This is a genomic window from Polyangiaceae bacterium (assembly GCA_015075635.1).
In the GTDB taxonomy this organism is placed as follows: domain Bacteria; phylum Myxococcota_A; class Polyangia; order Polyangiales; family Polyangiaceae; genus JADJKB01.
Window position 1 is genome coordinate 2,058,321 of the sequence record JABTUA010000001.1, and the last position, 22,658, is coordinate 2,080,978.

Consider the following 22,658-nt stretch of genomic DNA (forward strand, 5'->3'; position numbering starts at 1 on the left):
ACGCTGATCGGCCCCGTGTCGAAGGCTCCGCTCGCTCGATTCCACGAGCCCGTGCGCGTCTGGTTCGAAGAGGCGCTCGGGGCGCCGACGCGCGTGCAGGAACGCGGCTGGAAACCAATCGTCGAGGGGCGCTCGGCGCTGCTCCTGGCGCCGACCGGCTCGGGCAAGACGCTGGCTGCGTTCTTGGCAGCGCTCGATCGACTGGCGTTCCGGACGGAGCCGCCGAAGAAGGAGCGTCTCGGCGTGCTCTACGTCTCGCCGCTCAAGGCGCTGGCCGCCGACATCGAGAAGAACCTGCGGGCGCCCATCGCCGGGATCCGGGCGGTCAGCCAGCGGCTCGGCGTGCCGTGCCGCGAGCTCGCCGTCGCGGTGCGCACCGGAGACACGCCCGCCAAGGAGCGCAGCGCCTTCGCCCGGGCGCCGGCGGACATCCTGATCACGACGCCGGAGTCGCTGTACCTCTTGCTCACCAGCGAGGCACGGGCGCGCCTGGCGAGCGTGGACTCGGTGATCGTGGACGAGATCCACTCGCTGGCCGCGACCAAGCGCGGGAGCCACCTGTTCCTGTCGCTGGAGCGGCTCGAAGCGCTGCGCGCGGGCCGCCCGCCGCTCCAGCGCATCGGGTTGTCCGCGACGCAGCGCCCGCTCGAGGAGATCGCGCGCCTGCTCGGCGGCGGAGAACCTGCGGGCGAGGGCTGGACGCCTCGGCCCGTCGAGATCGTGGATGCGTCGGCGGGCAAGCAGCTCGAGCTTCGCGTGGAGGTGCCCATCGAGGACATGGCGCGCCTGCGCGGCGTGGCGGAGGACGGCGATCCGTCGATCTGGCCCTCGATCTACCCGCGCCTGGTCGAGCTCGTGCGGGCGCACCGCTCCACGATGATCTTCGTGAACAACCGGCGCCTGGCGGAGCGCTTGGCCGGCGCGCTGAACGAGACCGCGGGGGAGACCTTGGCGCTGGCGCACCACGGCTCCGTCGCCAAGGAGAGGCGCCGCGAGATCGAAGACCGGCTGAAGGCAGGCAAGCTACCGGCCATCGTCGCCACCAGCTCCCTCGAGCTCGGCATCGACATGGGCGCGGTCGATCTGGTGATCCAGATCGAGGCGCCACCTTCGGTCGCCTCTGGGATCCAGCGCATCGGCCGCGCCGGGCACCAGGTGGGCGCGCCGTCCAAGGGCGTGATCGTGCCGAAGTACCGGGGCGATCTCCTGGCCTGTGCGGCCGCGGTGCCGCGCATGGTTCTGGGCAAGGTCGAGCCCACGGCTTACCTCCGCAACCCGCTCGACGTGCTGGCGCAGCAGCTCGTGGCGATCGCCAGCATGGACGCGGTCAGCGTGGACGAGGTGTTCTCGCTGGTGCGGCGCGCGGCGCCGTTCGCCGAGCTGCCGCGTGGCTCCTTCGAGGGCGTGCTCGACATGCTGGCCGGGCGCTATCCGTCCGACGAGTTCGCGGAGCTCCGCCCGCGCCTGACCTGGGATCGCGTCGGCGGAGTGTTGCGCGCGCGCCGCGGCGCCAAGCGTCTGGCCGTGGTCAACGCCGGCACCATCCCCGATCGGGGCCTGTACGGCGTGTTCCTGGCCGGCACCGAGGACAAGCCCGTGCGGGTCGGCGAGCTGGACGAGGAGATGGTGTTCGAGTCGCGACCCGGGGACGTGTTCGTGCTCGGCGCGTCGTCCTGGCGCATCGACGACATCAGCCACGACCGCGTGCTGGTCACGCCGGCGCCGGGGGAGCCGGGCCGCATGCCGTTCTGGCACGGGGACCGCCCCGGACGTTCGCCGGAGCTCGGCTACGCGATGGGCGCGCTTTGCCGGGAGCTCGGCGATCCCGAGGGCGACGCGGCGGCGCGGCTCGTGTCCGAGCACGCCCTGGACGAGAAGGCCGCGACGAACCTCACGGCCTACGTCGCCGATCAGCACGAAGCCACCGGCGTCGTGCCGAGCGACGAGCACCTGGTCGTCGAGCGTTTCGTGGACGAGATCGGCGACTACCGTGTTTGCCTCCTGAGCCCGCTCGGCTCGCGGGTGCACGCGCCGCTCTCGCTCTGCATGGTGGAGCGCTTCCGGCAGCAGAGCGCCGCCGAGATCGAGAGCATCTGGTCGGACGACGGCATCGTGTTTCGCTTTCCGGAGAGCGATGCGCCTCCGGACGTGGCGGCGCTGATCCCGAGCGCGGACGAGGTCGAGGATCTCTTGGTGAAGAGCCTGGGCCAAAGCTCGCTCTTCGCCGCGCGCTTCCGCGAGAACGCGGCGCGCGCGCTGCTCCTGCCGCGGCGCCACCCGGGCAAGCGCAGCCCGCTCTGGGCGCAGCGCAAGCGGGCTGCGGATCTGCTCTCGGTCGCGGCCCGCTACGGCAGCTTCCCGATCCTGCTCGAGACCTATCGCGAGTGCCTGCGCGACGTGTTCGACGTGCCCGCGCTGGCGGAGCTGCTCCGCCGCATCGCCTCGCGCCGCGTCCGCGTGCACACCGTGGACACGCGCCGGGCCTCGCCCTTCGCCTCGGCGCTGCTCTTCTCCTACGTCGGCAACTTCATCTACGACGGTGACGCGCCGCTGGCCGAGCGCCGGGCGCGGGCGCTGAGCATCGACCAGGCGGAGCTCCGGGAGCTGCTCGGCGAGGCGGAGCTCCGGGAGCTGCTCGACGCCGAGGCCATCGAGACCACGGAGCGGGAGCTCCAGCGCCTGGCGCTGCCCAACGTGGCGCACGCCGATCAGCTGCACGACCTGCTGCTCGCCCTCGGCCCGCTCTCGCACTCGGAGCTCGGCCAGAGGGCGGCGGCGGGCGCGGAGCTCGGGGCGCTGGTCGGCGAGCTGTCGCGGGAGCGCCGCGTGTTCGAGCTGGCCGTCGGCGGGGAGCGGCGTCTGGCTGCGGTCGAGGACATGGCGCGGCTGCGCGACGCGCTCGGGGCGGTGCCCCCCGTGGGGGTGCCGAGCACGTTCCTCGAGCCCGTGGCGGACGCCCTCGGCGATCTGTGCTCGCGCTACGCCCGCACGCACACGCCTTTCCTGGCCGAGGCGGTGGCGCGTCGCTTCGGCATCGGCGCAGATCCGGTGCGCGAGGCGTTCGGGCGCCTGATCGCTCAGGGGCGCGTGGTGGAGGGCGAGTTTCTGCCCGGCGGCCGTGGGCGCGAGCTCTGCGACGCGGAGGTCCTGCGCCTGCTCAAGCGGCGCTCGCTGGCCAAGCTGCGGCACCAGATCGAGCCCGTCGACGGCGCGACGCTGGGCCGGTTCCTCTGCGAGTGGCACGAGCTCGGCCGGCACGCGGTCGGCCCCGACTCGCTGGCCACGGTGCTCGAGCGCCTGCAGGGCGCGCCGCTGGTGGCCTCGGTCGTCGAGAGCGAGATCTTGCCGGCTCGGCTCGCGGGCTACTCGAGCGCCCTCTTGGATCAACTGTGCGCGAGCGGCGAGCTGGTGTGGCGCGGGCTCGAGCCCATCGGCGACAAGGACGGGCGCGTCGCCTTCTACTTCGCCGATCAATACGCGCTGCTCGCGCCGGAGCCCGGGCGCGTCGAGGGGGAGCTGGCGGCGAAGCTGCGCGAGCACATCGCGAACCGCGGGGCCTCGTTCTTCCAGGATCTGGTCGCGTCGAGCGGCGGCTTCGCGCCCGAGGTGTTCGACGCGCTCTGGGACATGGTCTGGGCGGGCGAGGTGACGAACGACACGCTGGGGCCCCTGCGCTCGCGGCTCGCCGACGACCCGAACAAGGGCCGGCGCCAGCGCATCGCGACGCGGCGCTCGCACCGGCTGGGACCGCCGGGCAGCGAGGGGCGCTGGTCGCTCCTGCCGCCGGTCGGCGCGCGCTCGGAGACGGAGCGACGCCTCGGGCTGGCGGAGTCGCTGCTCGAGCGCCACGGCGTCTTGACCCGAGAGGCGGTCCACTCCGAGGGCCTCGCCGGCGGGTTCTCACTGGTCTACGACGTGCTGAAGCAGCTGGAGGAACGCGGTCGCGTGCGGCGCGGCTACTTCGTGGCCGGGCTCGGCGGCACGCAGTTCGCGCGGCCCGGCGCCGAAGATCGCCTGCGCAGCCTGCGCGCGCCCGGTGAGCGCCCGCGCGCGCATGTGCTCGCGGCGACGGACCCGGCGAATCCCTACGGCGCGGTGATCCCCTGGCCCGACCGCGGCGAGGCGTTGCGGCCCGCGCGGGCCGCGGGCGCGAGCGTCGTCCTGTTCGACGGTGCGCTGGTCGGCTACCTGGCGCGGGGCGACGCGCGGCTCTTCACCTACCTGCCCGAGCGCGATCCGGAGCGCACCCTCTCGGCACGCGCCCTCGGGCGGGCGCTCTTCGACCTGTTCGGGCGCGGGCGGCGCGCGCTCCTGATCGCCGAGATCGACGGCGCGCCCGCGGAGCACTCCGCGCTCGCGCCGTATTTCACCGACGCAGGCTTCAGCCCGTCGAGCGGCGGCCTGCACGCGCGGGCCGCCGGGCGCGCTCCGATCGGCGCCGAGCTCGAGTCGTCGTGACTCACCACTGTCCGTCGCGGACCATGTGCTTGGCCATCAGGTAGAGCTTCTTCACCACGCCGGGCTCGACGCTGTCGTCGTCCTGGAGCGGAAGCGCGCTCTTGTCCTGATCGAGCTCCTTCACGCTCTTCACCTGCTTCAGCGCCGAAGTCCCGCCGAGCGTGGGCAGGTGCTCGTCGTAGAGCTCGAACCAGGGCAGGCCGTGCTTCTTGTACTCCTTGGCGGTGACCGGCGACTCCGGCGGCCGCTCACCGGTGATCTCGCGCCACAGCTCGCTGTTGACGATGTGCACGAACACACGCGCGCTCCGCTCCAGATCCCAGCTGTCGATGCCATGCGGATCGGGATAGACCTTCTGCTCCATGCTGCCGCCGGCGGCGAGCCCCATCGAGCCGGCGCCGCGAGCGCGACCGCCCTTCGGCGCGGAGGAGCTGCGGTACGGGCCGGCGGGCGCGGGTGCGGCGCAGCACGGGGGAGGGGGGCAGGCGCCGAGAGACTCGTACAAGGTCCCCGTCGGAGCGGGCGGGGTGACCTTGCGGAAGCGACCGGCCTTCGGTGCGTGGACCTTGATCTGGATCCCGCCGAAGCGTTCCTCGCCGGTGACCTGGCCCTCGACGGTGTAGCCCATGCCGAGGGGCATCGCGATGAACTGCTTGATGCGTCCGTCGCCCACCGCGATGCCGTCGAGCCAAGGTTGCGGCGGCGCGACCAGGTAGTCCTGCGGAGCTTCGTGCAGGCTCTCGGACCAGCTCTTGCCGGTGAGCGCGCAGACCTTGCCCACGGCGATCTTCACCGCGTGGGGGACCAGGCTGCCGAACGAGAGCCACATCGCCTCGCGCTGGTACATCGGCAAGAAGACGCCGCCCTGCTCGACCCACTCCGCCGGGACGCGGTCCTTGTAGTCGTCCACGCGACGCACGGGGAAGGCGCCGAGTCCGGGGGGCAAGGGGTAGGTGCGCCCGTCGTCCGGGATGCGCAGCGTGCGCTGGAAGCGGATGCTGAAATCGTCGCCGAACGACACGCAGTCGTTCTTCACCTGAACGTCGAGCTTCATCTTCGTGTCTCCTTCACGAGGGCCTTCGTGGCCTCTCCCGAGAACCGACGGGCCCCGCCCCCAGCCCGTCACCGGGGTTCCCCGTCATTCGCGCAAGTGCTCGAAATCGCAGCGCGCGGTCGGGGCGAATCGCGCGGGGTGTGACAGATCCGGCGCTCCGTCGTCTAGTGCTCTCCGTGGACGCCCCGGCGCCGGCCCGAGAGTTCTCTCTTCTGCTCGCAGAGGGCGATTTGCGCCGCGCCGGCGAGTGGCTGGTGGCGCGCTACGCCCGAGACGTGATCGGTCTTTGCCGCAGCATGGTGCGTGAGCGCGAGCTGGCGGAAGACTTGGCGCAGGACGTGTTCGCCCAGGCGTTCACGAACATTCGGGGTTACCGCGCCGAGGCGGCGCCGCGCACCTGGCTGCTCAGCATCGCCCGCAACCGCTGCATCGATCACCTGCGGCGCACCCAGCGCGAGCCCTGGGACGACGCCGACGAGTCGAACGAGCCGGATCTGTTCTCCGACGACGCACCGCTGCCGGCGGAGCTGCTCGGCCGGCGCGGCGACGTGGATGCCGCCCTGGGCGAGCTCGGAGAGAACGAGCGCGCGCTGGTCGTGCTGCGCTTCGCTCACGGGCTCGAGTACCCGGAGCTCGCCAGCGTTTTCGGACTGCGCGAAGGCACGGTGCGCATGCGCCTGTCGCGCGCGCTCACCAAGATGCGCGAGCGGCTCGAGCAGCGCGAGCTCGGCGAAGCGGCCCCAGCGCCGCGCGCGTCGTTGCCCGAAGGCGCGGCACGCCCGCGCGCCCCCGCGCACATCCCGCCGGCGTCCGCGGCCCCGCGCCCGCGCTCGCGGCGCCCCCGCGCCGATGCGCCACCGCCGCGCGGAGCGCCGCCGCCCGCGCCCGGTGCGCCCTACCCGACCGGCGCGCCGCCGCCGCCGCCGTTGGCGGGAGCTCCCGCGCGCAGCGCGGCGAAGGCTGGCGGCTTCATCGGTCGCGTGCGCGACTTCTTCGCCGGGCCGGCCCTGGAGATCGCCGCGCCGCCGACGGCGTTCGCCGCAGCGCTGGGCGCGAGCGACGCCGAGCCGAGCGAGCGCTTCGTGAACAGGATCCGGGAGATGATCGGTGACCTGCCGGGCTGACCGACTTTCAGGGAGCGATTGCGCCTCCATCTGACCGCGCAACCAGAAGAGTGAGGCCCGGTGTGCACGGGGGGGCCGCGCGAGCGAAGTGTGCGGTTGAGCGTGCGGTTCGGCGTGCGGTTCGGCGTGCGGTTGAGCGTGCGGTTGAGCGTGCGGTTCGGCCCGCGGGGGAGAGGCTTGCGGGAGCGAAGTGCGCGCTGGGTGTGCACGGGGGGGCCGCGCGAGCGAAGTGTGCGGTTGAGCGTGCGGTTCGGCGTGCGGTTCGGCCCGCGGGGGAGAGGCTTGCGAGAGCGAAACGCGCGCTCGGTGTTCACGGGGGAGTCGCGCGGGAGCGAAGTGCGCGCTGGGTGTGCACGGGGGGCCCGCGCGAGCGAAGTGTGCGGTTGAACGTGCGGTTCGGCGTGCGGTTCGGCGTGCGGTTGAGCGTGCGGTTCGGCGTGCGGTTCGGCCCGCGGGGGAGAGGCTTGCGAGAGCGAAACGCGCGCTCGGTGTTCACGGGGGAGTCGCGCGGGAGCGAAGTGCGCGCTGGGTGTGCACGGGGGGGCCGCGCGAGCGAAGTGTGCGGTTGAGCGTGCGGTTCGGCGTGCGGTTCGGCCCGCGGGGGAGAGGCTTGCGAGAGCGAAACGCGCGCTCGGTGTTCACGGGGGAGTCGCGCGGGAGCGAAGTGCGCGCTGGGTGTGCACGGGGGGCCCGCGCGAGCGAAGTGTGCGGTTGAGCGTGCGGTTCGGCGTGCGGTTCGGCGTGCGGTTCGGCGTGCGGTTGAGCGTGCGGTTCGGCGTGCGGTTCGGCGTGCGGTTCGGCGTGCGGTTCGGCGTGCGGTTGAGCGTGCGGTTCGGCGTGCGGTTCGGCCCGCGGGGGAGAGGCTTGCGAGAGCGAAACGCGCGCTCGGTGTTCACGGGGGAGTCGCGCGGGAGCGAAGTGCGCGCTGGGTGTGCTCGGGGGGGCCGCGCGAGCGAAGTGTGCGGTTGAGCGTGCGGTTCGGCGTGCGGTTCGGCGTGCGGTTCGGCGTGCGGTTCGGCGTGCGGTTCGGCCCGCGGGGGAGAGGCTTGCGAGAGCGAAACGCGCGCTCGGTGTTCACGGGGGAGTCGCGCGGGAGCGAAGTGCGCGCTGGGTGTGCACGGGGGGCCCGCGCGAGCGAAGTGTGCGGTTGAGCGTGCGGTTCGGCGTGCGGTTCGGCGTGCGGTTCGGCCCGCGGGGGAGAGGCTTGCGAGAGCGAAACGCGCGCTCGGTGTTCACGGGGGAGTCGCGCGGGAGCGAAGTGCGCGCTGGGTGTGCACGGGGGGCCCGCGCGAGCGAAGTGTGCGGTTGAGCGTGCGGTTCGGCGTGCGGTTCGGCGTGCGGTTCGGCGTGCGGTTCGGCGTGCGGTTCGGCGTGCGGTTCGGCGTGCGGTTCGGCGTGCGGTTCGGCGTGCGGTTCGGCGTGCGGTTCGGCGTGCGGTTCGGCGTGCGGTTCGGCGTGCGGTTCGGCCCGCGGGGGAGAGGCTTGCGAGAGCGAAACGCGCGCTCGGTGTTCACGGGGGAGTCGCGCGGGAGCGAAGTGCGCGCTGGGTGTGCACGGGGGGCCCGCGCGAGCGAAGTGTGCGGTTGAGCGTGCGGCTCGGCCCGCGGGGGAGAGGCTGGCGAGAGCGAAGTGTGCGGTTCGGCGTGCGGTTCGGCGTGCGGTTCGGCGTGCGGTTCGGCGTGCGGTTCGGCGTGCGGTTCGGCGTGCGGTTCGGCGTGCGGTTCGGCGTGCGGTTCGGCGTGCGGGGGAGCCCTTTGAGCTACCGTCCCGGCTTCAAGAGCACCACCGAGTAGCCGATGGCCGCCTTGCTTCCGGGGTTCGCGTAGGAGTGCTTCTGGTCGCCCCGGAAGACCGCGACGTCGCCGGGCGCGAGCCGCAGAGTCTCGCCGCTGGCCGTCAGGTCGAGCTCACCACTCTCGCAGGTCAGGTACTCGCGGGTCCCGGGCGTGTGGGGCACGCCGCTGAGGCGCGCGCCGGCGGGCAGCTCCAGCCGCTCGATCTGGGTGTTGGGCAGGTTGTCGGGTAGGAGCGAGCGCACGAGGACGCGGCCCCGCGTTCGGCTCGGCAGCGTACCCTTCGGGTAGAGCGCCACGTCCGCGCGCGGCGCGGCGACCAGCTCCTCGAGCGGGACCTCGAGGGCGGCGGCGACGCCGTGCAGCACGGCCAGGGTGGGGTTGGCGAGGCCCGACTCCAAGTTCGCCCAGGTCGCGCGAGGCAAGCCGGCGAGCTTCGAGACCTGCGCCTGGGTCATGCCGCGGGCCTGGCGCAGCTGCTTCACGTTCTCGGCCAGCCGGGAGGCCAGGTCGTCGCCCATCGCGGAGCATTCTGCCAATGCATTGGCAAGAGTGACAGCAGAATCTCAGGGCCGCCCCAGACTGGGAGCCAGGAGGTAGGTCCATGGTGCTCGAAGGCAAGGCAGTGCTGATCACGGGGGCGAGCCGCGGGTTGGGCGCGGCGCTGGCGCGGGGCTTCGCCAAGCGCGGGGCGCGGGTGGTGGCGGTGGCGCGGGGCGAGGCGGAGCTCGACCAGGTCGTCGCGGGGATCCGTGCCGAGGGCGGCGAGGCCCACGCGCTTCCGGCGGACGTCGCCGACAAGCACGCGATCTACCCGCTCGCGGGCGCGGCCCAAGCGCTGGTCGGACCCATCGACGTGCTGATCCACAACGCCAGCACCCTCGGGCCGACCCCGCTCAGGCACTTGCTGGACACCGACTGCGAAGACTTCGAGCGCGTGCTGGGCGTGAACCTGCTCGGGCCGTTCCGTTTGACCAAGGCCGTCGCCGGCGCGATGGCGGTGCGCGGGGAGGGGCTGGTGGTGCACGTGAGCTCCGACGCGGCCGTCGGCGCCTACGAGGGCTGGGGCGCGTATTCGGTGTCGAAGGCTGCGCTCGATCACCTGAGCCGGCTGTTCGCGGTGGAGCTCGGCGAGCTGGGGGTGCGCTTCGTGAGCATCGATCCCGGCGAGATGGACACGGAGATGCACGCCGCCGCTCTGCCCGACGCGGATCGCGCCGCGCTCGCGCGGCCGGAGGCGGTCGCCGAGCGTGTTCTGAGCTTGCTCGGACGGGCCCCGGCGAATGGCGCGCGTTTGGAGGTCGCATGAGGCCCGCAACCTGGCCGCGCTCGTCGCCAGAGGCCGAGCGTCTCCTGGTCGTGGATCCACTCCGTGACACGCGCCTCGGCGAGCTGCGGTCGCTGCTCGGTCCCGGCGACGTCCTGGTGCTGAACGACGCCGCGACGCTGCCGGCAGCGCTACGCGGCGTGACGGCGCGTGGCGAGCGACTCGAGGCCCGCCTCACGGGTCTCGACGGCTCCCGCGCCCTGGCGGTGGTGTTCGGGGCCGGCAGCTGGCGCACGCCGACCGAGCGGCGAAGCCCCGCGCCGGTCCTCGCGCCCGGCGATCGCCTCGACTTCGCTGCGCTCTCGGCGCGGGTGGAGCAGGTCGAGAGCGAGCGCCTGGTCCGGCTGCGCTTCGCGGAAGAGGGCGCAGCGCTCTACCGCGGCCTGTACTCGAGCGGGCGCCCCGTGCAGTACTCGTATCTGGTCGGCGACTTGGCCCTCTGGCACGTGCAGAGTCGCTTCGCCGCGCGGCCCTGGGCCGTCGAGATGCCCAGCGCCGGCCGGCCGCTCTCCTTCGGGATCCTCAGCGGGCTCGCGCGCCGCGGCGTCCGCCTCGCCACGCTGACCCACGCCGCGGGGCTGTCGTCGACGGGGTCGGAGGCGCTCGACGGGTCGCTGCCGCTGCCGGAGCGCTACGAGATCCCGGCGCGGACGCTCGCGCTCGTGCGCGGGGCGGGGCGGCTGATCGCGGTCGGGACCAGCGTGGTGCGCGCGCTCGAGGCCTCGTTCGCGGAGCACGGCGCGCTCCGAGCGGGGCCGGGGATCGCGCGGCTGCGACTGGACCGGAGCCACGTCCCGCGCGTGGTGACCGGGCTCCTGACCGGCGTCCACGAGCCCGGGACCAGCCACTTCGAGCTGCTCGAGGCCTTCGCTCCCAGGGCGCTGCTCGAGCAGGCGTTCGCCCACTCGGAGCGCGCGGGCTACTTGGCGCACGAGCTCGGGGACTCGTGGCTGCTCCTGCCGCCGAGCCGCTCCGACGCCCGCGCGGCGTGAGTGATACGCTGCGGCCGAGCGATGGAAATCATCGTCACGCACGACATGGCGGACTTCGACGCGCTGGCGGCCACGGTCGCCGCGCAGAAGCTCCATCCGGGCGCCGTGATCGTCCTCGGCAGGCGTCTGGGCCGGGAGGTCCGCGACTATCTGTCGCTGCACGACGACCGCATCGCGACCTCGTTCTACACCGATCTCGACCCCGAGAGCGTAGAGCACCTGATCGTCGTGGACGTCCGCAAGAAGAGCCGGCTCGGCGACTTTTCCCGCGTGATCGAGCGCGCCGAGCGGGGTGAGGTCAGGGTCACCGTGTACGACCATCACCCCGCGGCGGACGACGACCTCCGGGCCGATCGCGTGGTGGTCGAGCCCGTGGGCTCGGCGACGACGCTGCTGGTCGAGCTGATGGACGAGCAGGGCGTGCAACTCGACGAGGTGGAGGCGACGCTGCTCTCGCTCGGCATCCACGCCGACACTGGCTCGCTCACCTACTCCGGCACGACGGCGCGGGACGCCCGGGCGCTCGCGCGGCTGCTCGAGCAAGGCGCGCGTTTGCCGGTGATGAGCCGCTATCTCAGACCCGCGTTCTCCGTGGAGCAGCGGGCGCTGCTCGCCGATCTGCTCGGCGCGCTCGAGGCCGAGCGCGTCGGGCACCTGGAGATCGCCTTCGTGCACCGGGATCTGGCTCGGGCAGTGGACGGCTTCGCCGAGGTGATCACCGAGCTCACCAACCTGTCGGGCCACGCCGCGGTGTTCGCGGTGTTCGGGGTGGGGGACAAGCGGGTGCAGGTCGTGGCGCGCTCGCGCTCGCCGCTGGTGGACGCTGGCGCTCGGGTCTCGGAGGTCGGCGGCGGAGGCCATCCGGGGGCTGCCTCCGGCATGCTGAGGCGCGGGGACTCGCTGGCGGTGCTGGAGGAGCTGCGCCAGAGCGTGCGCGCCCACCCGCCGAAGGCGCGTCGGGTCGCGGAGCTGATGTCGAGCCCTGTGCGCACGGTGCCGCCGTCGCTGCCCTTCCACGAGGTCGCCCGCTCCCTCGCCACCTGGCGTCACACGGGCGTCCCGGTGGTCCGCGACGGAACGCTGGTGGGGATCGTGTCGCGCCGCGACGTGGAGCGCGCCGAGCGCGACGGCAGGTTGAACCTGCCGGTGTCGAGCTCCATGAGCCACGCGCTCCATACCATCGACGCCGAAGCGGCGCCGGAGCGCGCGCTCGAGCTGATGCAGGAGCACGACGTGGGGCGGCTCCCGGTCTTGAGAGATGGCCAGCTCGTCGGCATCGTCACCCGCTCCGATCTCAGGCGCATGTTGTACGGCGAGGACTCGCGGCCTATCCTGCCGGGGTGACCACGCCGTCGGATCTCCCGCCTTCTCGCCGCGCGCCGCAGTCGCTCGCCAGCATGCAGGTCGACGTGACCACGCGCATGGGCGCGCTGCACCCGGCGACGGCCACGGGCTTGCCCATCCTGGATCGCATGCTGGCCGGCGGGCTCCGCACCGGGACGCTGTTCGCCATCGCGGGGCAGCCGGGCGTGGGCAAGACGGCCTTCGCGCTCCTGGTGGCGTACATGGCGGCGCGGGCCCGGGCCGCCACCGTGTTCGCGAGCCCCGTGCTCGACGAGACGGAGGTCGTGGCCCGGCTCGCCACCCGGGCCTTGCACCGGGATCACCCGGACAGCAAGGTGAGCTACGGCGCCCTCTGGACCGGCCAGGCCTGGCAGGACGAGGCCACGCACGGCGCGGTGAGCGCGGCGGTGGAGACGGTGGTGAAGAAGGTGGGCAGCATGTTCCACGTCCACCGCAGCGAGCCCTTCGAGGCCACGGCCTCGATCGCCGCGGTCGCCGCGCAGCTCTGGGCGCGCCACGAGCGCGTGGTGCTGGTGCTCGACGGCATCGAGGCCTTCAGCGCATCGGTGGGCGGCGACGCGACGCGCGCCGGACATGCGAACTCCAGCCTGGAGAACCGCGTGAGCGAGGTCGCGCTCGAGCTCCGCCGCATCGCCGAGGGCGGTTGCGCCGTGCTGGTCACCGCTCAGGCTCGGCACATGGAGCTGGTGGCGCCGGCAGCCACCATCAGCGCCGAGCTCCGCGGCGTGGATACCTCGGGGTCGCCGCTGAACGAGCGCCAGCTCACGCTCGGCGCGCGTCCGGTCGAGCTGGTGGTGAAGAAGAACCACACCGGTCCGACGGGAATCGTGCCGCTGCGCTTCGTCGCCGGCGCTGCGACGTTCGAAGAGCGCGCCCCGTGAAGGTGCAGCTGATCCACGGCCTCGAGGGCAGCCCCACCGGCGCCAAGGCGAAGTACCTCGGGCGCCACTTCGAGCTCAGGGCACCTGGGATGGACACCGGAGACTTCGAGGGCGCGGTCGCGACGCAGGCCGCCGCTGTGCAGGAGCACCGACCAGAAGTGCTGGTGGGCTCGTCGTTCGGCGGGGCGGTGGCGCTGGCGCTCATGCAGCGCGGGCTTTGGCGGGGGCCTACCCTCTTGCTCGCGCCGGCGGTCGGGCACTTCGGCGTCGAGGGCCGGATCCCGGACGGTGTTCGCGTGACCCTGGTGCACGGTACGCGCGACGAGATCTGCCCCATCGAGTGGAGCCGCGCGCTCGCCCGGACGGGTAGCCCGGCGCTGGTCCGGCTGGTCGAGGTGGACGACGAGCACCGTCTCGGATCGCTGCTCGAGGGCGATGCTCTCGCGGATTTCGTGCGGGCCCTGGGAGCTGGGAGCGATCGCGGCTAAGCTCGCGGGTATGGATTGGCGCGTCTTGGCACTGGTCGGGGCCGGTGCGGCGTTCTTCGCCTGCGGTTCCGAGGCGGACGAAGCCCCCGGCTCCGGCGGGTCGGGTGGCAGCTCCGGCAGCGGCGGGCTCGTCGGCTTCGGCTCGACGTCGGGCAGCGGCGGCGGCCTGAACGACACCGGCGTCAACGACGCCATCGATCCGGACGGCGGCTGCTTCTACACCTCCGAGCAAGGGACCAGCACGCCGCTCCACCTGTTCATCGCCATGGACAAGTCGAGCAGCATGCTCGGCTTCAAGTGGGATGCGGCGAAGGCGGGGCTCACCGCGTTCGTCAAGGACCAAGCCTCCGCCGGCGTGTACGTCGGCCTGAAGTTCTTCCCGCGCGCGCCGGACGCGACGCCCGCCTGCGATCAGCAGGCGTATTCGATCACCGATACGCCGTTCGCGATCCTGCCGGGCAACGCCAGCGCGATCGAGGCTGCCCTCGCAGCGGCGACGCCCGACGGGCTGAGCACTCCGGTCTACCCGGCGCTCGGCGGCGCCATCCTGAAGGGCATCGAGCTCGCGCAGAACAACCCGGGCCACACCTCCGCGGTGCTCCTGGTGACGGACGGCGTGCCCCAGGGCCCGGCGGCCACCTGCCAGGGCGTCGATCCGACGCTGACCTCCGAGATCGCCAAGCTGGCGGCCACGGGCCTCGCCTTCAACCCGCCGGTCTCGACCTACGTGATCGGTCTGCCCGGGGTGGATCAGGCCTTCGCGAACGCCGTGGCGCAAGCCGGCGGCAGCACGAGCGCGATCCTGGTCTCGAACACCAACGTGCAGAAGGAGTTCCAGGACGCGCTGGCCAAGGTGCGCGGGCAGGCGCTGCCCTGCGAGTACGAGATCCCGGAGAAGGTGCAGAAGGGCGAGATCGCCTACAACATGGTCAACGTCGTGCTGACCCCCGGCAGTGGCAGCTCGCAGAAATTGTTCCAGACCCAGGACTGCAACGCCGGCGGCGACTGGTACTACACGAGCACGACCCCGAAGAAGATCGTGCTCTGCCCGAGCACCTGCGCGAAGGTGAAGCAGGACTACACGGCGAAGATCGAGGTTCAGCTCGGCTGCATCACGCGCGTGAAATGAGCGGCTACCGCGAGCGGCGCGATCCCCGAGAGATCGCCCTCGAGCTCCTCCAAGAGGCCCACGCGCGCGAAGCACGAGCGCTGGCGGACAAGCACCACGCAGAGGTCGGCCTCGTCCGCGCCCAGGCCTCGAGGGAGGCGGCGTCACAGAAGCTCGGCGCGCACGTGAACCTGGTGCGGCACCTGGAGGCGCTCGGGAAGGTGCAGGAGCGCCAGGATCCGGAGGCGAGGCGAGCGGACGTCGAGCGCATCGAGGCCGAGCGCGCCGCGTTCCTCCGGGAGCGTGGCGTGGATCCGGGTCCCGCGCTGACGGAGCCGAGGACGGTCGACGTGCGCGCGGAGCTCGATGCCGCGCGAGCCGGCGTCGAGGGCGCGGGAGAAGAGATCCGCGCCGCCGACGCGCAGATCGCAGGGGCGCGGCGCGCGCTCGAGCAGGCCCTCGAGGCGCTCGGGCAGGCGTCTCGCGCGCGTCTCGCCGCCGAGGCGGAGCTCGCCAAGCTCAGGCTCGACTTCTCGCCGTCTTGACACGAGCAGATCGCGATCTGCCACTGAGGTCGAGACCCACGAGAATGCCGGCGAGGCCGGCGCACTCCGTCGTCAGGTGGAGGTATTCGCCGAGCGCTTCCTGAGCGGGTCTCGACGAGTACTAAGAAGCAGGAGCGCGGCCGCAAACGCGGGGCGCGAAAGCGCGAAACCCGAGTCAGGTGCAGCGACGGCGGAGGCCCCAGAGACCGGCGACCGCCAGCGACAGCCAGCCCCATGGAGTCGTTCCGCTGGGAGCCGCAGCCCGGCAGTCGCAGCCGCCGGCGGCGCGGAGCTCGGGCGCCTTGGGTTTGTCGGTGATCGCCAGGGTGACCTGCGCAGAGTTGTCGTCGGTCGTGGACTCGCAGCCCAGGTCGCCCTCGAGGCTGGCGCTGGCCACGACGGACGGTTTGTCGGCAGCCCCGCGCACCACCGCGCTCACGCTGACGCTCGCACCGGCGGCGATCTCACCGAGATCGCAGTCGAGCGCCTCGCCCGTGGCGCAGGAGCCGGCGCTCGCGCTGGCCGACACCAGGCTGGCGTCGCTGACGCTGCCGGAGAGCTTCACGCTGGGCGCAGGCTCGGCGCCGGTGTTCGTGACGGTGAACGAAATCTCCGCGGTCTCTCCCGCGGTGACGCCCTCGCCGGCGCTGGCCGCGAGGGTCAGGTTTCCGGGCGCGCCTGGCGTCAGGCTCACCACCTGGAAGCGCGAGCCCTGGACGTTGGTGTGGTGCAGGAGCAGGAGATCGAGCGGTCCCTGGCCCGCGCGGCCCTCCGGCGAGACGTTCACCTTCACCGGCCCGGGCCCGATGAACAGCGGCAGGCCGTCCTTGCCGTGCGGAGCGGCGTCGAGCAGCGGCTTCTTGGCGTCGAAGGTGGCCCAGCCCGTCTCCTCGCCGACCAGGAGCTTCGCCGGGTTCTCGCTGCCCGCGAAATAGGAGAACGCCGCGCTGTCCTCCGTCAATCCGAGGTCGCTGAGCAGCGCGGTGAACACCAGCACGGAGTTGTTGAACGGGTGCGTCTGAGCGACGTCCGGCGTGACCAGGTTGAGCGGCAGGCGGCGCAGGCGCTGCTCGCTGCCCTTCTTGTAGGTCGCGGAGGCGAGGGCGTCGCGGTATCCGAACTGCTTGTTGCGCGGCTCGGCGCGCACCTCGTAGTCGGAGCTGCCGTCGTTGTCGGAGTCGATCTCGACGTTGACGACGCTGAGCGGTCCGCGAGCGGGCGTGGTCCATTGACCGGTCACCGCCACCGCGAAGAAGACCTGCGCGTCGTCGAAGCTCGCGGCCGTCGCCAGATCCGTCGCCGCGCCGATGGCGCGGAGGTCTACCGTGGCGACCGCCGGATCGGTGGCCGAGTCGCTGTGCTCGTCGTCGAGGATGCCGAGCTGGAACGCCGTCACCACCGGGTTCGGGTGAGCCGAGTCGCCTTCCAGCTCGACGTCCACCGTGGAGCCGAGCGAGCCGCAGCTCTTCGAGGCGTTGGCCTGGCGCTTGGCGGCGGCTCGCAGGCTGGCGTGATACGGCACCTGCACGTCCTCGGCGCCGGGGGCGCCGTGCGAGAAGCGCACGTTGCCGCTGGCCTCGTTCAAGTACTGTCGAGGCGTCTGGCTCTGAATGGGCGCCGTCCCGGGGTCCGGGCCGGGTCCGCCGAGGGCGACCGGATCGAGCGCGAGCACGAGCTTCACGCTGGCGCTCTGGCCCGCGGGGATCTTCACCTGCGCTGGCTCCACCGTCACGGTCACGCCGGGCAGGGAGTGGGTGGGCTTCACCTCGGCATCGAGCACCGCTTCGGCGCTCGGGTGATGGTTGGTCAGCGTGATGCTGCGCTCGACGCTGGTCGGCACGTCGCTGACCACCGCGCCGAAGGCCACGCCGATCTCGCCGGCGGCGACGTCGGCGCCGGCCGTGATCAGCTGCGCGACGGCGCGCTCGACGGCCACGCGTCCGCTGCCGACGATCGACGTCTGATAGAGCTGCGACGTCAGGTCGAAGAGCGGCTCCGTGCTGTTCATCAGCGCGGCCTTGACCTCCATCGGCGAGTAGCCGGGGCGCGCTTGCCGCACCAAGGCTGCCGCGCCCGTCACCACCGGGGAGGCCTGGCTCGTGCCCTGCGAGCGCCGCGCCTCGTTGCCGGAGCCGACCCGAGCCGAGTCGATGGAGAAGCCGGGCGCGGCGATCTCCGGCTTCAGCCGCCCGTCGGTCGCGCTCGGGCCGCGGGAGCTGAAGTTCGCCAGGAGCTCCGCCCCGACGCCGGTGTACTTGTCGCTCGGATCGAGGCCGGCGGTGACGCTGCCTTGCGCCAGGAGTTGCTTGACGGTCTGGCCGTCGGCCATGCGGATCATCACGCCCGGGATCGGCACCGAGCCCGGATCGCCGCCGCCCATGGCGAACGGCAAGAGCTCGTCCTCGTCGTCCACGATCACGACCGCGAGCGCCCCGGCGCCGAGAGCGTTCTGGAATTTTTGCACGAACGGGCAGGTGCCGCGGTCGATGAGCGCGATCTTGCCGGCGACCTGGGCGGCGTTCGAGAAGCTCGTGCAGCCGTTCGCGGGCTGGGTCGCGACCAGCTCGCCGCTCAGCGGACCGTTGTCGTTCAAGAGCTTGCTGAAGCCGCCCTCAGCCGCGGCGTACTTCGCGGCGCCCGACGAGGTCGAGGTGATGCTGAGCGCGAAGAACTCGTTGTCCGCGCTGGCCGCCACGCTCAAGACCTCCGGGACGGAGCCCGGCGAGCCCGTGGCGAAGAAGGTCTGGCCGTCGTTGCCGGCGGCGGCGACCACCAGCGTGCCGACCTTGGTCAGGTTCGCCACCAGCTCGCCGGTGATCGGCGAGCTCAGCGCGTAGCCGGTGCCGAGGGAGCCGTTCACGACGTCCAGGCGATCGGTGAAGTTGCCATCCTGGTTCGGATCCGCCGCGCGCTCCAGCGCCGAGCCGAGCATCGTGGTCGCGCCGTCGCAGCCGAACACGCGCAGCGCGAAGAGCTTGGACTTGGGCGCGACGCCCGGCGCGATCTTGAAGGCCGTGGGGTTGAAGCTGACCTCGTAGGGCCCGAGGTAGGCAGAGCCGTTCTTGGCGACGCCGTTCCCCGCCGCGATCCCGGCCACGTGGGTGCCGTGCCCGCCGGCGACGACGGTGTTTTCGGGCTTGGTGCAGTCGAGCGGATCGGGGTCCGGTGCGGGCACGTCGTTGTTGGTGGTGGGGTTGTAGTCGTCCCCGACGAAATCCCAGCCGCCGAACACGCGCGCGGTGGGGAACGTGCCCGCCTCGATCAGCGTCGAGTTGTTGCTGGTGTAAGCGGCCGCCGTGCCGGGGCCGCCGAAGTGGGCGTGGGTGTAGTCGAGGCCCGAGTCGATGATCCCGATCGTTACCCCGTCGCCTTGCAGCGGCGTGGTCATGGCCCAGGCGGTGGGCGCGCCGACCACCGGGATGAGCGACGCGAGGGTCGGGTAGACCAGCGGCACCTCTTCCACGCGGCTCACCCCGGGGAGACGTCGGATCCGCTCCACCTGCTGCTTCGTGGCCAGGACCTGGATCACGTTGGCGAGCCGCGACATCTCCGCGATCACCACGGCGCCGTGCTGCTCGAGCTCCGGCCGGAGCGCGGCGTGTTGGGTGTCGAGCTCGCGCAGGCGTGCTTGGGCGACGTGCGCAGCTTCGTCGGAGCGGGGATCGACCCCAGCCGGGATGCGCGCCACCGCCGGCGCGCCCGTCAGCACCACGTAGTAGGCGGCGCGCGGGCCGCCCAGCGCCGCGGCCGAGCGGGTCACGGGCTCCCTCGGCGGGGCGTCGGCGCAGGCTCCGGCGGCGAGGGCGAGGGCGAGGGGGAGGGCGGTCCGGAGTCGGCGCATGGCGAGGCGGTATAAAGCAGGAATGGCCGCGAGGCGAGACGCGGCGCGTTGACGGTGCGGGTCGGCCGGGGAACCCTCCCTCGCGGCCATGGCCGAGCGCTGGATCCTGCACGCGGACATGGACGCCTTCTTCGCGTCCATCGAGCAGCGCGACCGGCCGGAGCTCCGTGGCAGACCGGTGATCGTGGGCGCCGTGAGCGCGCGGGGCGTGGTGGCAGCGGCCTCCTACGAGGCGCGCCGCTTCGGCGTGCGCTCGGCGATGCCGGGCTTTCGCGCCCGGGCCCTGTGTCCCGAGGGGGTGTTCCTGCCGAGCGACATCGAGAAGTACTCGCGGGTGAGCGCCGAGGTCCACGCGGTGTTCGGCGAGGTTACCCCCGAGATCGAGCCGGTGGCCCTGGACGAGGCGTTCCTGGAGATCACCGGCTCGGTGGGGCTCTTCGGCGGGCCCCTCGCGCTCGCTCGGCACCTCAAGCGGCGGGTGCGAGAGGCGCTGGACCTACCCATCAGCGTGGGCCTCGGTCCGACCAAGCAGGTCGCCAAGATCGCCTGCACCCTGGGCAAGCCCGACGGCCTCTTGCTGGTGCCGCGACAGGCCGTGCGCTGGATGCTCGACCCGCTGCCGGTGCGCCGCATCTGGGGCGTCGGGCCGGTGCTCGCGCAGAAGCTCGAGCGCTTCGGCATCAAGACCATCGCCGATCTCGCGCGCTTCGATCCGAAGACCCTGGAGCGCGAGCTGGGCGAGCGAGCGCACGAGCTCCAAGCGCTGGCTCGCGGCGAGGACCCGCGGGACGTGGTGAGCGATCGCGAGCCGAAGAGCTACGGCGAGGAGAGCACCTTCGAGCGCGACGTGCTCGACCGCGAGCTGGTGAGCGCGGCCCTCACCGCCCACGCGGAGGCGGTGGCGCGGCGCCTGCGCCACGATGGCTATCGCGGGCGCGTGGTCACGCTGAAGATGAAGCTCGGGACGCGCCGCGGGTCACGCGGGGCGCGCCTCGCCGGCGAGGACGCCGAGCCGATCTACCCGCTCCTGACGCGACGGAAAACCCTGGCCGAGCCCACCGACGACGGCGCCGTGATCCGCCAGGCCGCCCTCGCGCTCTGGGACCAGACCGCCCTCGAAGAGCCGGTGCGGCTGCTCGGAGTGTCGCTGTCCGGCCTCGAGCGCCGAGATCACGCGCAGCTCGACCTGTTCGCGCCCAGGCGCCCCCTGGACCGCCTGGGCCCCGCCCTCGACGCCATCGAGGAGCGCTTCGGCAAGGGTGCGATCCGGCGCGCCGTGGACGCGCCGGGCAAGCTCACGCCCGGGATGACGAAGAAGCGCGGGGAGTGATCAGAAGAGGTCCAAGAACCGGGACTGCTTGCGCTCGTCGATGCGGCGGAGCCCCGCCTCGAAGAACAGACGGCGGGCCTCCTCCAGCTCGTGCCGGGTGGGGCGGCGATTGATCTCCGGGTACTCGCTGGCGCGGTATTCGGGCCGGTACTGGCCCATCACGTTCACGTAGGTGTCCGGCGAGATCTCGCGGCACAGGAAGCGGAAGATCTCCCGGGTCTCCTCCAGCAGCCCGGGCATCACCAGGTGTCGCACCAGCACGCCGCGTCTGGCGAGGCCGCGCTCGTCGAGCTCGAGCGGGCCGACCTGCCGGTGCATCTCGCGGAGCGCGCGGCAGGCGACCTCCGGGTAGTCCTTGGCCTTCAGGTAGCGGATCGCGCTGGCCCGGGTCCAAACCTTGAAGTCGGGCATGTAGATGTCCACGACGCCGTCCATCCATCTGAGCGACTCGAGCGCGTCGTAGGCGCTGGTGTTGTAGACCAGCGGCAGCCGGAGCCCTCGGTCCACGGCGATCGGCAGCGCCTCGAGGATCTCCGGCACCACGTGCTCGGGCGTGACGAAGTTGATGTTGTGACAGCCCTGATCTTGGAGATCGAGCATCGCCGAAGCCAGCCGCTCCGGTGACAGCTCCGCGCCGCGGCCGGCCTGGGAGGTGTCGTGGTTCTGACAGAACACACACTTCAGGTTGCAGAACCCGAAGAAGATGGTGCCGGAGCCGCGCGTGCCGCGCAGGCAGTCCTCCTCGCCGTGGTGCGCGAACCAGGTGCTGACGGTGGCGTAGCGTCCGGTGGCACAAACCCGCTTCTCGTCCTTCAGGCGGTCGATGCGGCAGTTGCGCGGACAGAGCTCGCACCGGGCCAGCGCGGCCAGCGCCTCGTCCGCGCGCCGCAGGAGCTCCCCGCTCCCCAGCCGGAGGTAGGCAGCGCTCGCTTCGGACACGGCGAAGAAGGTGACGGCTTCGCTTCCGCGGCGCAAGCCGCTATGCTCCGCGCAAATGACCTTGCTCCGCTTCGCCGCGCTCGCGCTGGCCGCGACCGGCCTGTCCGCCTGCGCCACCCAGGGAGTCCTGTTCGACGGCCACGCCGAGCCCCGCATCGCCCGGGCCCAGGACTTGACCGAGCTCGAGACCCTGCCGGAGGGCTACGAGCGCGTGGGCCGCCTGGTCGCGCGCTGCACGCTGGTCGAGGGCGCGCGCCCCGACGACGGCAGCCGGTTGGTGGACGTGGACTGCACGGAGAGTCGGCTCATGACCGCGATCCGCGAGCGGGCAGCGGAGGTGGGCGGCGAGGTGCTGATTGGCCGGCGCTGCCGCTCGCGCATCTCCGGGCAGGACGAGCGCTCGACCACCCTGGACATCAGCTGCGACGCGGAGGTCGCGCGCCCGACCGGCGACTCGCTGGTGCGCCGGCCCCTGGTCTCCAGCGTCTTGGGCGAGGACGACGCGCCGCGGGCGGAGGAGGCGTGGCACATCCGCGTGCACTTCGCGGCGGCCCCGGGCGTTCCCCTCCGGCCGCCGCGCCGCGCCGATCTGGTCCGCGAGGTGCCCTACATGCCCGGCGCCAACCTGCGCCTGGGCGACATCGTCACGCGCTGCCGCCAGGGCTGCAGCAAGGACGGCGCGCGGCTCGGGCTGCTGGCCGCTGCCGGCCGCATGGGCGCCTCCGACGTGGTGGACCTGCACTGCGCCGCCAAGGGCAAGGGCTTCGTGTGCAGCGGCGTCGCGACCGCGCAGGAAGCCGATCCCGAGCTCGAGCCGAGGGCCCGCTGATGAAGCTCTCGCGCCAGCAATTCCTCCTCGGTTGCGTCGGCCTGCTCGTCGCGAGCGGCTGCGGTGGTGACGACGACGGCGGCGACGGCAGCGGGGGTGCTTCCGGTGGCGGTGGCGCGTCCGGTGGCGGTGGCGCACCGGGCGGCGGCGGCTCGCCGGGCGGCGGCGGCTCGCCGGGCGGTGGCGGCGCGGCCGGCGGCGGTGGCTCGCCGGGTGGGGGAGGCGCGCCGGGGGGCGCCGGCGGTAGCGCGGGCAGCGCGAGCGGCGGCGCGGGCGGCGGCGGCGCTGGGTGCAGCGGCGACGTCGTGGCGGCCATCTCGCAGAACCATGGTCACGCGCTCACGGTACCGATGGCGGACATCGAGGCCGGCGTCGAGAAGACGTACAGCGCCAAGGGCAGCGCCAACCACTGCCATCAGGTCACGCTCACCGCTCAGGACTTCGCGACGCTCAAGGCCGGCGGCGTGGTGACGAAGAAGAGCTGCAACGGCACCGACCACGAGTACGTGCTGAGCTGCGGCTCCGCTCCGGCGCCCGCGGTGCCGAGCTGCGCGGGGACACCGAGCCTCGGGACCTGCGCCTAG

18 protein-coding genes are annotated in these 22,658 nt (G+C 72.6%); 14 read left to right on the plus strand and 4 right to left on the minus strand.

Translation table 11 applies throughout. The features are described from left to right. The first annotated feature begins 3 nt into the window (after positions 1-3). Entirely contained in the window at positions 4-4,458 is a 4,455-nt protein-coding gene (locus HS104_09210) for a DEAD/DEAH box helicase (protein MBE7480148.1), read from the plus strand. Position 4,459: 1 nt separating this feature from the next. Here the strand turns inward: HS104_09210 and HS104_09215 are convergent, their stop codons facing one another. Further along, positions 4,460-5,512, minus strand: a complete 1,053-nt coding sequence (locus HS104_09215) for a hypothetical protein (GenBank protein ID MBE7480149.1) — start codon at positions 5,510-5,512, stop codon at positions 4,460-4,462. A gap of 167 nt (positions 5,513-5,679) precedes the next feature. Here HS104_09215 and HS104_09220 point away from each other — a divergent pair, with 167 nt between their 5' ends. The 3 genes from HS104_09220 (at position 5,680) to HS104_09230 (ending at position 8,429) form a co-directional block, all read left to right on the plus strand. After that, on the plus strand, positions 5,680-6,636 hold the full coding sequence (locus HS104_09220) for a sigma-70 family RNA polymerase sigma factor (GenBank protein ID MBE7480150.1): 957 nt from the start codon (positions 5,680-5,682) through the stop codon (positions 6,634-6,636). Between the two features lie 1,305 nt (positions 6,637-7,941). Continuing rightward, positions 7,942-8,223, plus strand: coding sequence for a hypothetical protein (locus HS104_09225; GenBank protein MBE7480151.1), 282 nt, complete (start codon positions 7,942-7,944; stop codon positions 8,221-8,223). Positions 8,224-8,267: 44 nt separating this feature from the next. Further along, positions 8,268-8,429 (plus strand): hypothetical protein, encoded by a 162-nt coding sequence (locus tag HS104_09230; protein MBE7480152.1) that lies wholly within the window; start codon positions 8,268-8,270, stop codon positions 8,427-8,429. Here HS104_09230 and HS104_09235 read toward each other — a convergent pair. After that, positions 8,396-8,950, minus strand: a complete 555-nt coding sequence (locus tag HS104_09235; GenBank protein ID MBE7480153.1) for a helix-turn-helix transcriptional regulator — start codon at positions 8,948-8,950, stop codon at positions 8,396-8,398. The two genes, HS104_09230 and HS104_09235, sit on opposite strands and share 34 nt — an antisense overlap. An 83-nt stretch (positions 8,951-9,033) precedes the next feature. Here HS104_09235 and HS104_09240 point away from each other — a divergent pair, with 83 nt between their 5' ends. From HS104_09240 to HS104_09270, 7 genes are read left to right on the plus strand one after another with little or no spacing between them, the layout of a single operon-like run. Beyond that, the gene (locus tag HS104_09240) at positions 9,034-9,738 is read left to right on the plus strand and encodes an SDR family oxidoreductase (GenBank protein ID MBE7480154.1); all 705 of its coding nucleotides are present in this window, start codon (positions 9,034-9,036) and stop codon (positions 9,736-9,738) included. Continuing rightward, positions 9,735-10,748 carry an S-adenosylmethionine:tRNA ribosyltransferase-isomerase gene (locus HS104_09245; protein ID MBE7480155.1) on the plus strand — a complete coding sequence of 338 codons (1,014 nt, stop codon included), beginning with the start codon at positions 9,735-9,737 and terminating at the stop codon, positions 10,746-10,748. The genes HS104_09240 and HS104_09245 overlap by 4 nt, the downstream gene beginning before the upstream one ends. A gap of 21 nt (positions 10,749-10,769) precedes the next feature. Further along, complete coding sequence (locus HS104_09250) at positions 10,770-12,092, plus strand: CBS domain-containing protein (GenBank protein MBE7480156.1); 1,323 nt, start codon at positions 10,770-10,772, stop codon at positions 12,090-12,092. After that, positions 12,089-12,994, plus strand: a complete 906-nt coding sequence (locus tag HS104_09255) for a hypothetical protein (GenBank protein ID MBE7480157.1) — start codon at positions 12,089-12,091, stop codon at positions 12,992-12,994. The genes HS104_09250 and HS104_09255 overlap by 4 nt, the downstream gene beginning before the upstream one ends. Continuing rightward, positions 12,991-13,482 (plus strand): alpha/beta hydrolase, encoded by a 492-nt coding sequence (locus HS104_09260; GenBank protein ID MBE7480158.1) that lies wholly within the window; start codon positions 12,991-12,993, stop codon positions 13,480-13,482. Before HS104_09255 ends, HS104_09260 begins: the two co-directional genes overlap by 4 nt. Before the next feature lie 10 nt (positions 13,483-13,492). Beyond that, entirely contained in the window at positions 13,493-14,611 is a 1,119-nt protein-coding gene (locus HS104_09265) for a VWA domain-containing protein (GenBank protein MBE7480159.1), read from the plus strand. Next, a complete protein-coding gene (locus HS104_09270; protein MBE7480160.1) occupies positions 14,608-15,135 on the plus strand; it encodes a hypothetical protein in 528 nt (175 codons plus the stop codon). The genes HS104_09265 and HS104_09270 overlap by 4 nt, the downstream gene beginning before the upstream one ends. A 175-nt stretch (positions 15,136-15,310) precedes the next feature. Here HS104_09270 and HS104_09275 read toward each other — a convergent pair whose 3' ends face one another. Further along, a complete protein-coding gene (locus tag HS104_09275; protein MBE7480161.1) occupies positions 15,311-18,976 on the minus strand; it encodes a S8 family serine peptidase in 3,666 nt (1,221 codons plus the stop codon). 88 nt (positions 18,977-19,064) lie between these two features. Here HS104_09275 and dinB point away from each other — a divergent pair, with 88 nt between their 5' ends. Further along, entirely contained in the window at positions 19,065-20,306 is a 1,242-nt protein-coding gene (gene dinB / locus HS104_09280) for a DNA polymerase IV (protein MBE7480162.1), read from the plus strand. On the opposite strand, the gene HS104_09285 is transcribed toward dinB, so the two are convergent. Beyond that, entirely contained in the window at positions 20,307-21,401 is a 1,095-nt protein-coding gene (locus tag HS104_09285; protein ID MBE7480163.1) for a radical SAM protein, read from the minus strand. Between HS104_09285 and HS104_09290 the strand changes: the two genes are divergently transcribed. Together HS104_09290 and HS104_09295 are read left to right on the plus strand one after the other, a co-directional pair. Next, positions 21,301-22,074, plus strand: a complete 774-nt coding sequence (locus tag HS104_09290; protein ID MBE7480164.1) for a hypothetical protein — start codon at positions 21,301-21,303, stop codon at positions 22,072-22,074. The two genes, HS104_09285 and HS104_09290, sit on opposite strands and share 101 nt — an antisense overlap. Continuing rightward, positions 22,074-22,658, plus strand: coding sequence for a hypothetical protein (locus tag HS104_09295; GenBank protein MBE7480165.1), 585 nt, complete (start codon positions 22,074-22,076; stop codon positions 22,656-22,658). The genes HS104_09290 and HS104_09295 overlap by 1 nt, the downstream gene beginning before the upstream one ends.

Excerpts from the sequence above, each read along its gene's own strand:
- HS104_09240 (MBE7480154.1), top strand. The coding sequence starts at position 9,034 with ATGGTGCTCGAAGGCAAGGCAGTGCTGATCACGGGGGCGAGCCGCGGG.
- HS104_09270 (MBE7480160.1), top strand. The coding sequence starts at position 14,608 with ATGAGCGGCTACCGCGAGCGGCGCGATCCCCGAGAGATCGCCCTCGAG.
- HS104_09290 (MBE7480164.1), top strand. The coding sequence starts at position 21,301 with ATGACCTTGCTCCGCTTCGCCGCGCTCGCGCTGGCCGCGACCGGCCTG.
- HS104_09215 (MBE7480149.1), bottom strand. The coding sequence starts at position 5,512 with ATGAAGCTCGACGTTCAGGTGAAGAACGACTGCGTGTCGTTCGGCGAC.
- HS104_09250 (MBE7480156.1), top strand. The coding sequence starts at position 10,770 with ATGGAAATCATCGTCACGCACGACATGGCGGACTTCGACGCGCTGGCG.
- HS104_09245 (MBE7480155.1), top strand. The coding sequence starts at position 9,735 with ATGAGGCCCGCAACCTGGCCGCGCTCGTCGCCAGAGGCCGAGCGTCTC.
- HS104_09265 (MBE7480159.1), top strand. The coding sequence starts at position 13,493 with ATGGATTGGCGCGTCTTGGCACTGGTCGGGGCCGGTGCGGCGTTCTTC.
- HS104_09275 (MBE7480161.1), bottom strand. The coding sequence starts at position 18,976 with ATGCGCCGACTCCGGACCGCCCTCCCCCTCGCCCTCGCCCTCGCCGCC.
- HS104_09295 (MBE7480165.1), top strand. The coding sequence starts at position 22,074 with ATGAAGCTCTCGCGCCAGCAATTCCTCCTCGGTTGCGTCGGCCTGCTC.
- dinB (MBE7480162.1), top strand. The coding sequence starts at position 19,065 with ATGGCCGAGCGCTGGATCCTGCACGCGGACATGGACGCCTTCTTCGCG.
- HS104_09235 (MBE7480153.1), bottom strand. The coding sequence starts at position 8,950 with ATGGGCGACGACCTGGCCTCCCGGCTGGCCGAGAACGTGAAGCAGCTG.
- HS104_09285 (MBE7480163.1), bottom strand. The coding sequence starts at position 21,401 with ATGCGGGGCTCGGCGTGGCCGTCGAACAGGACTCCCTGGGTGGCGCAG.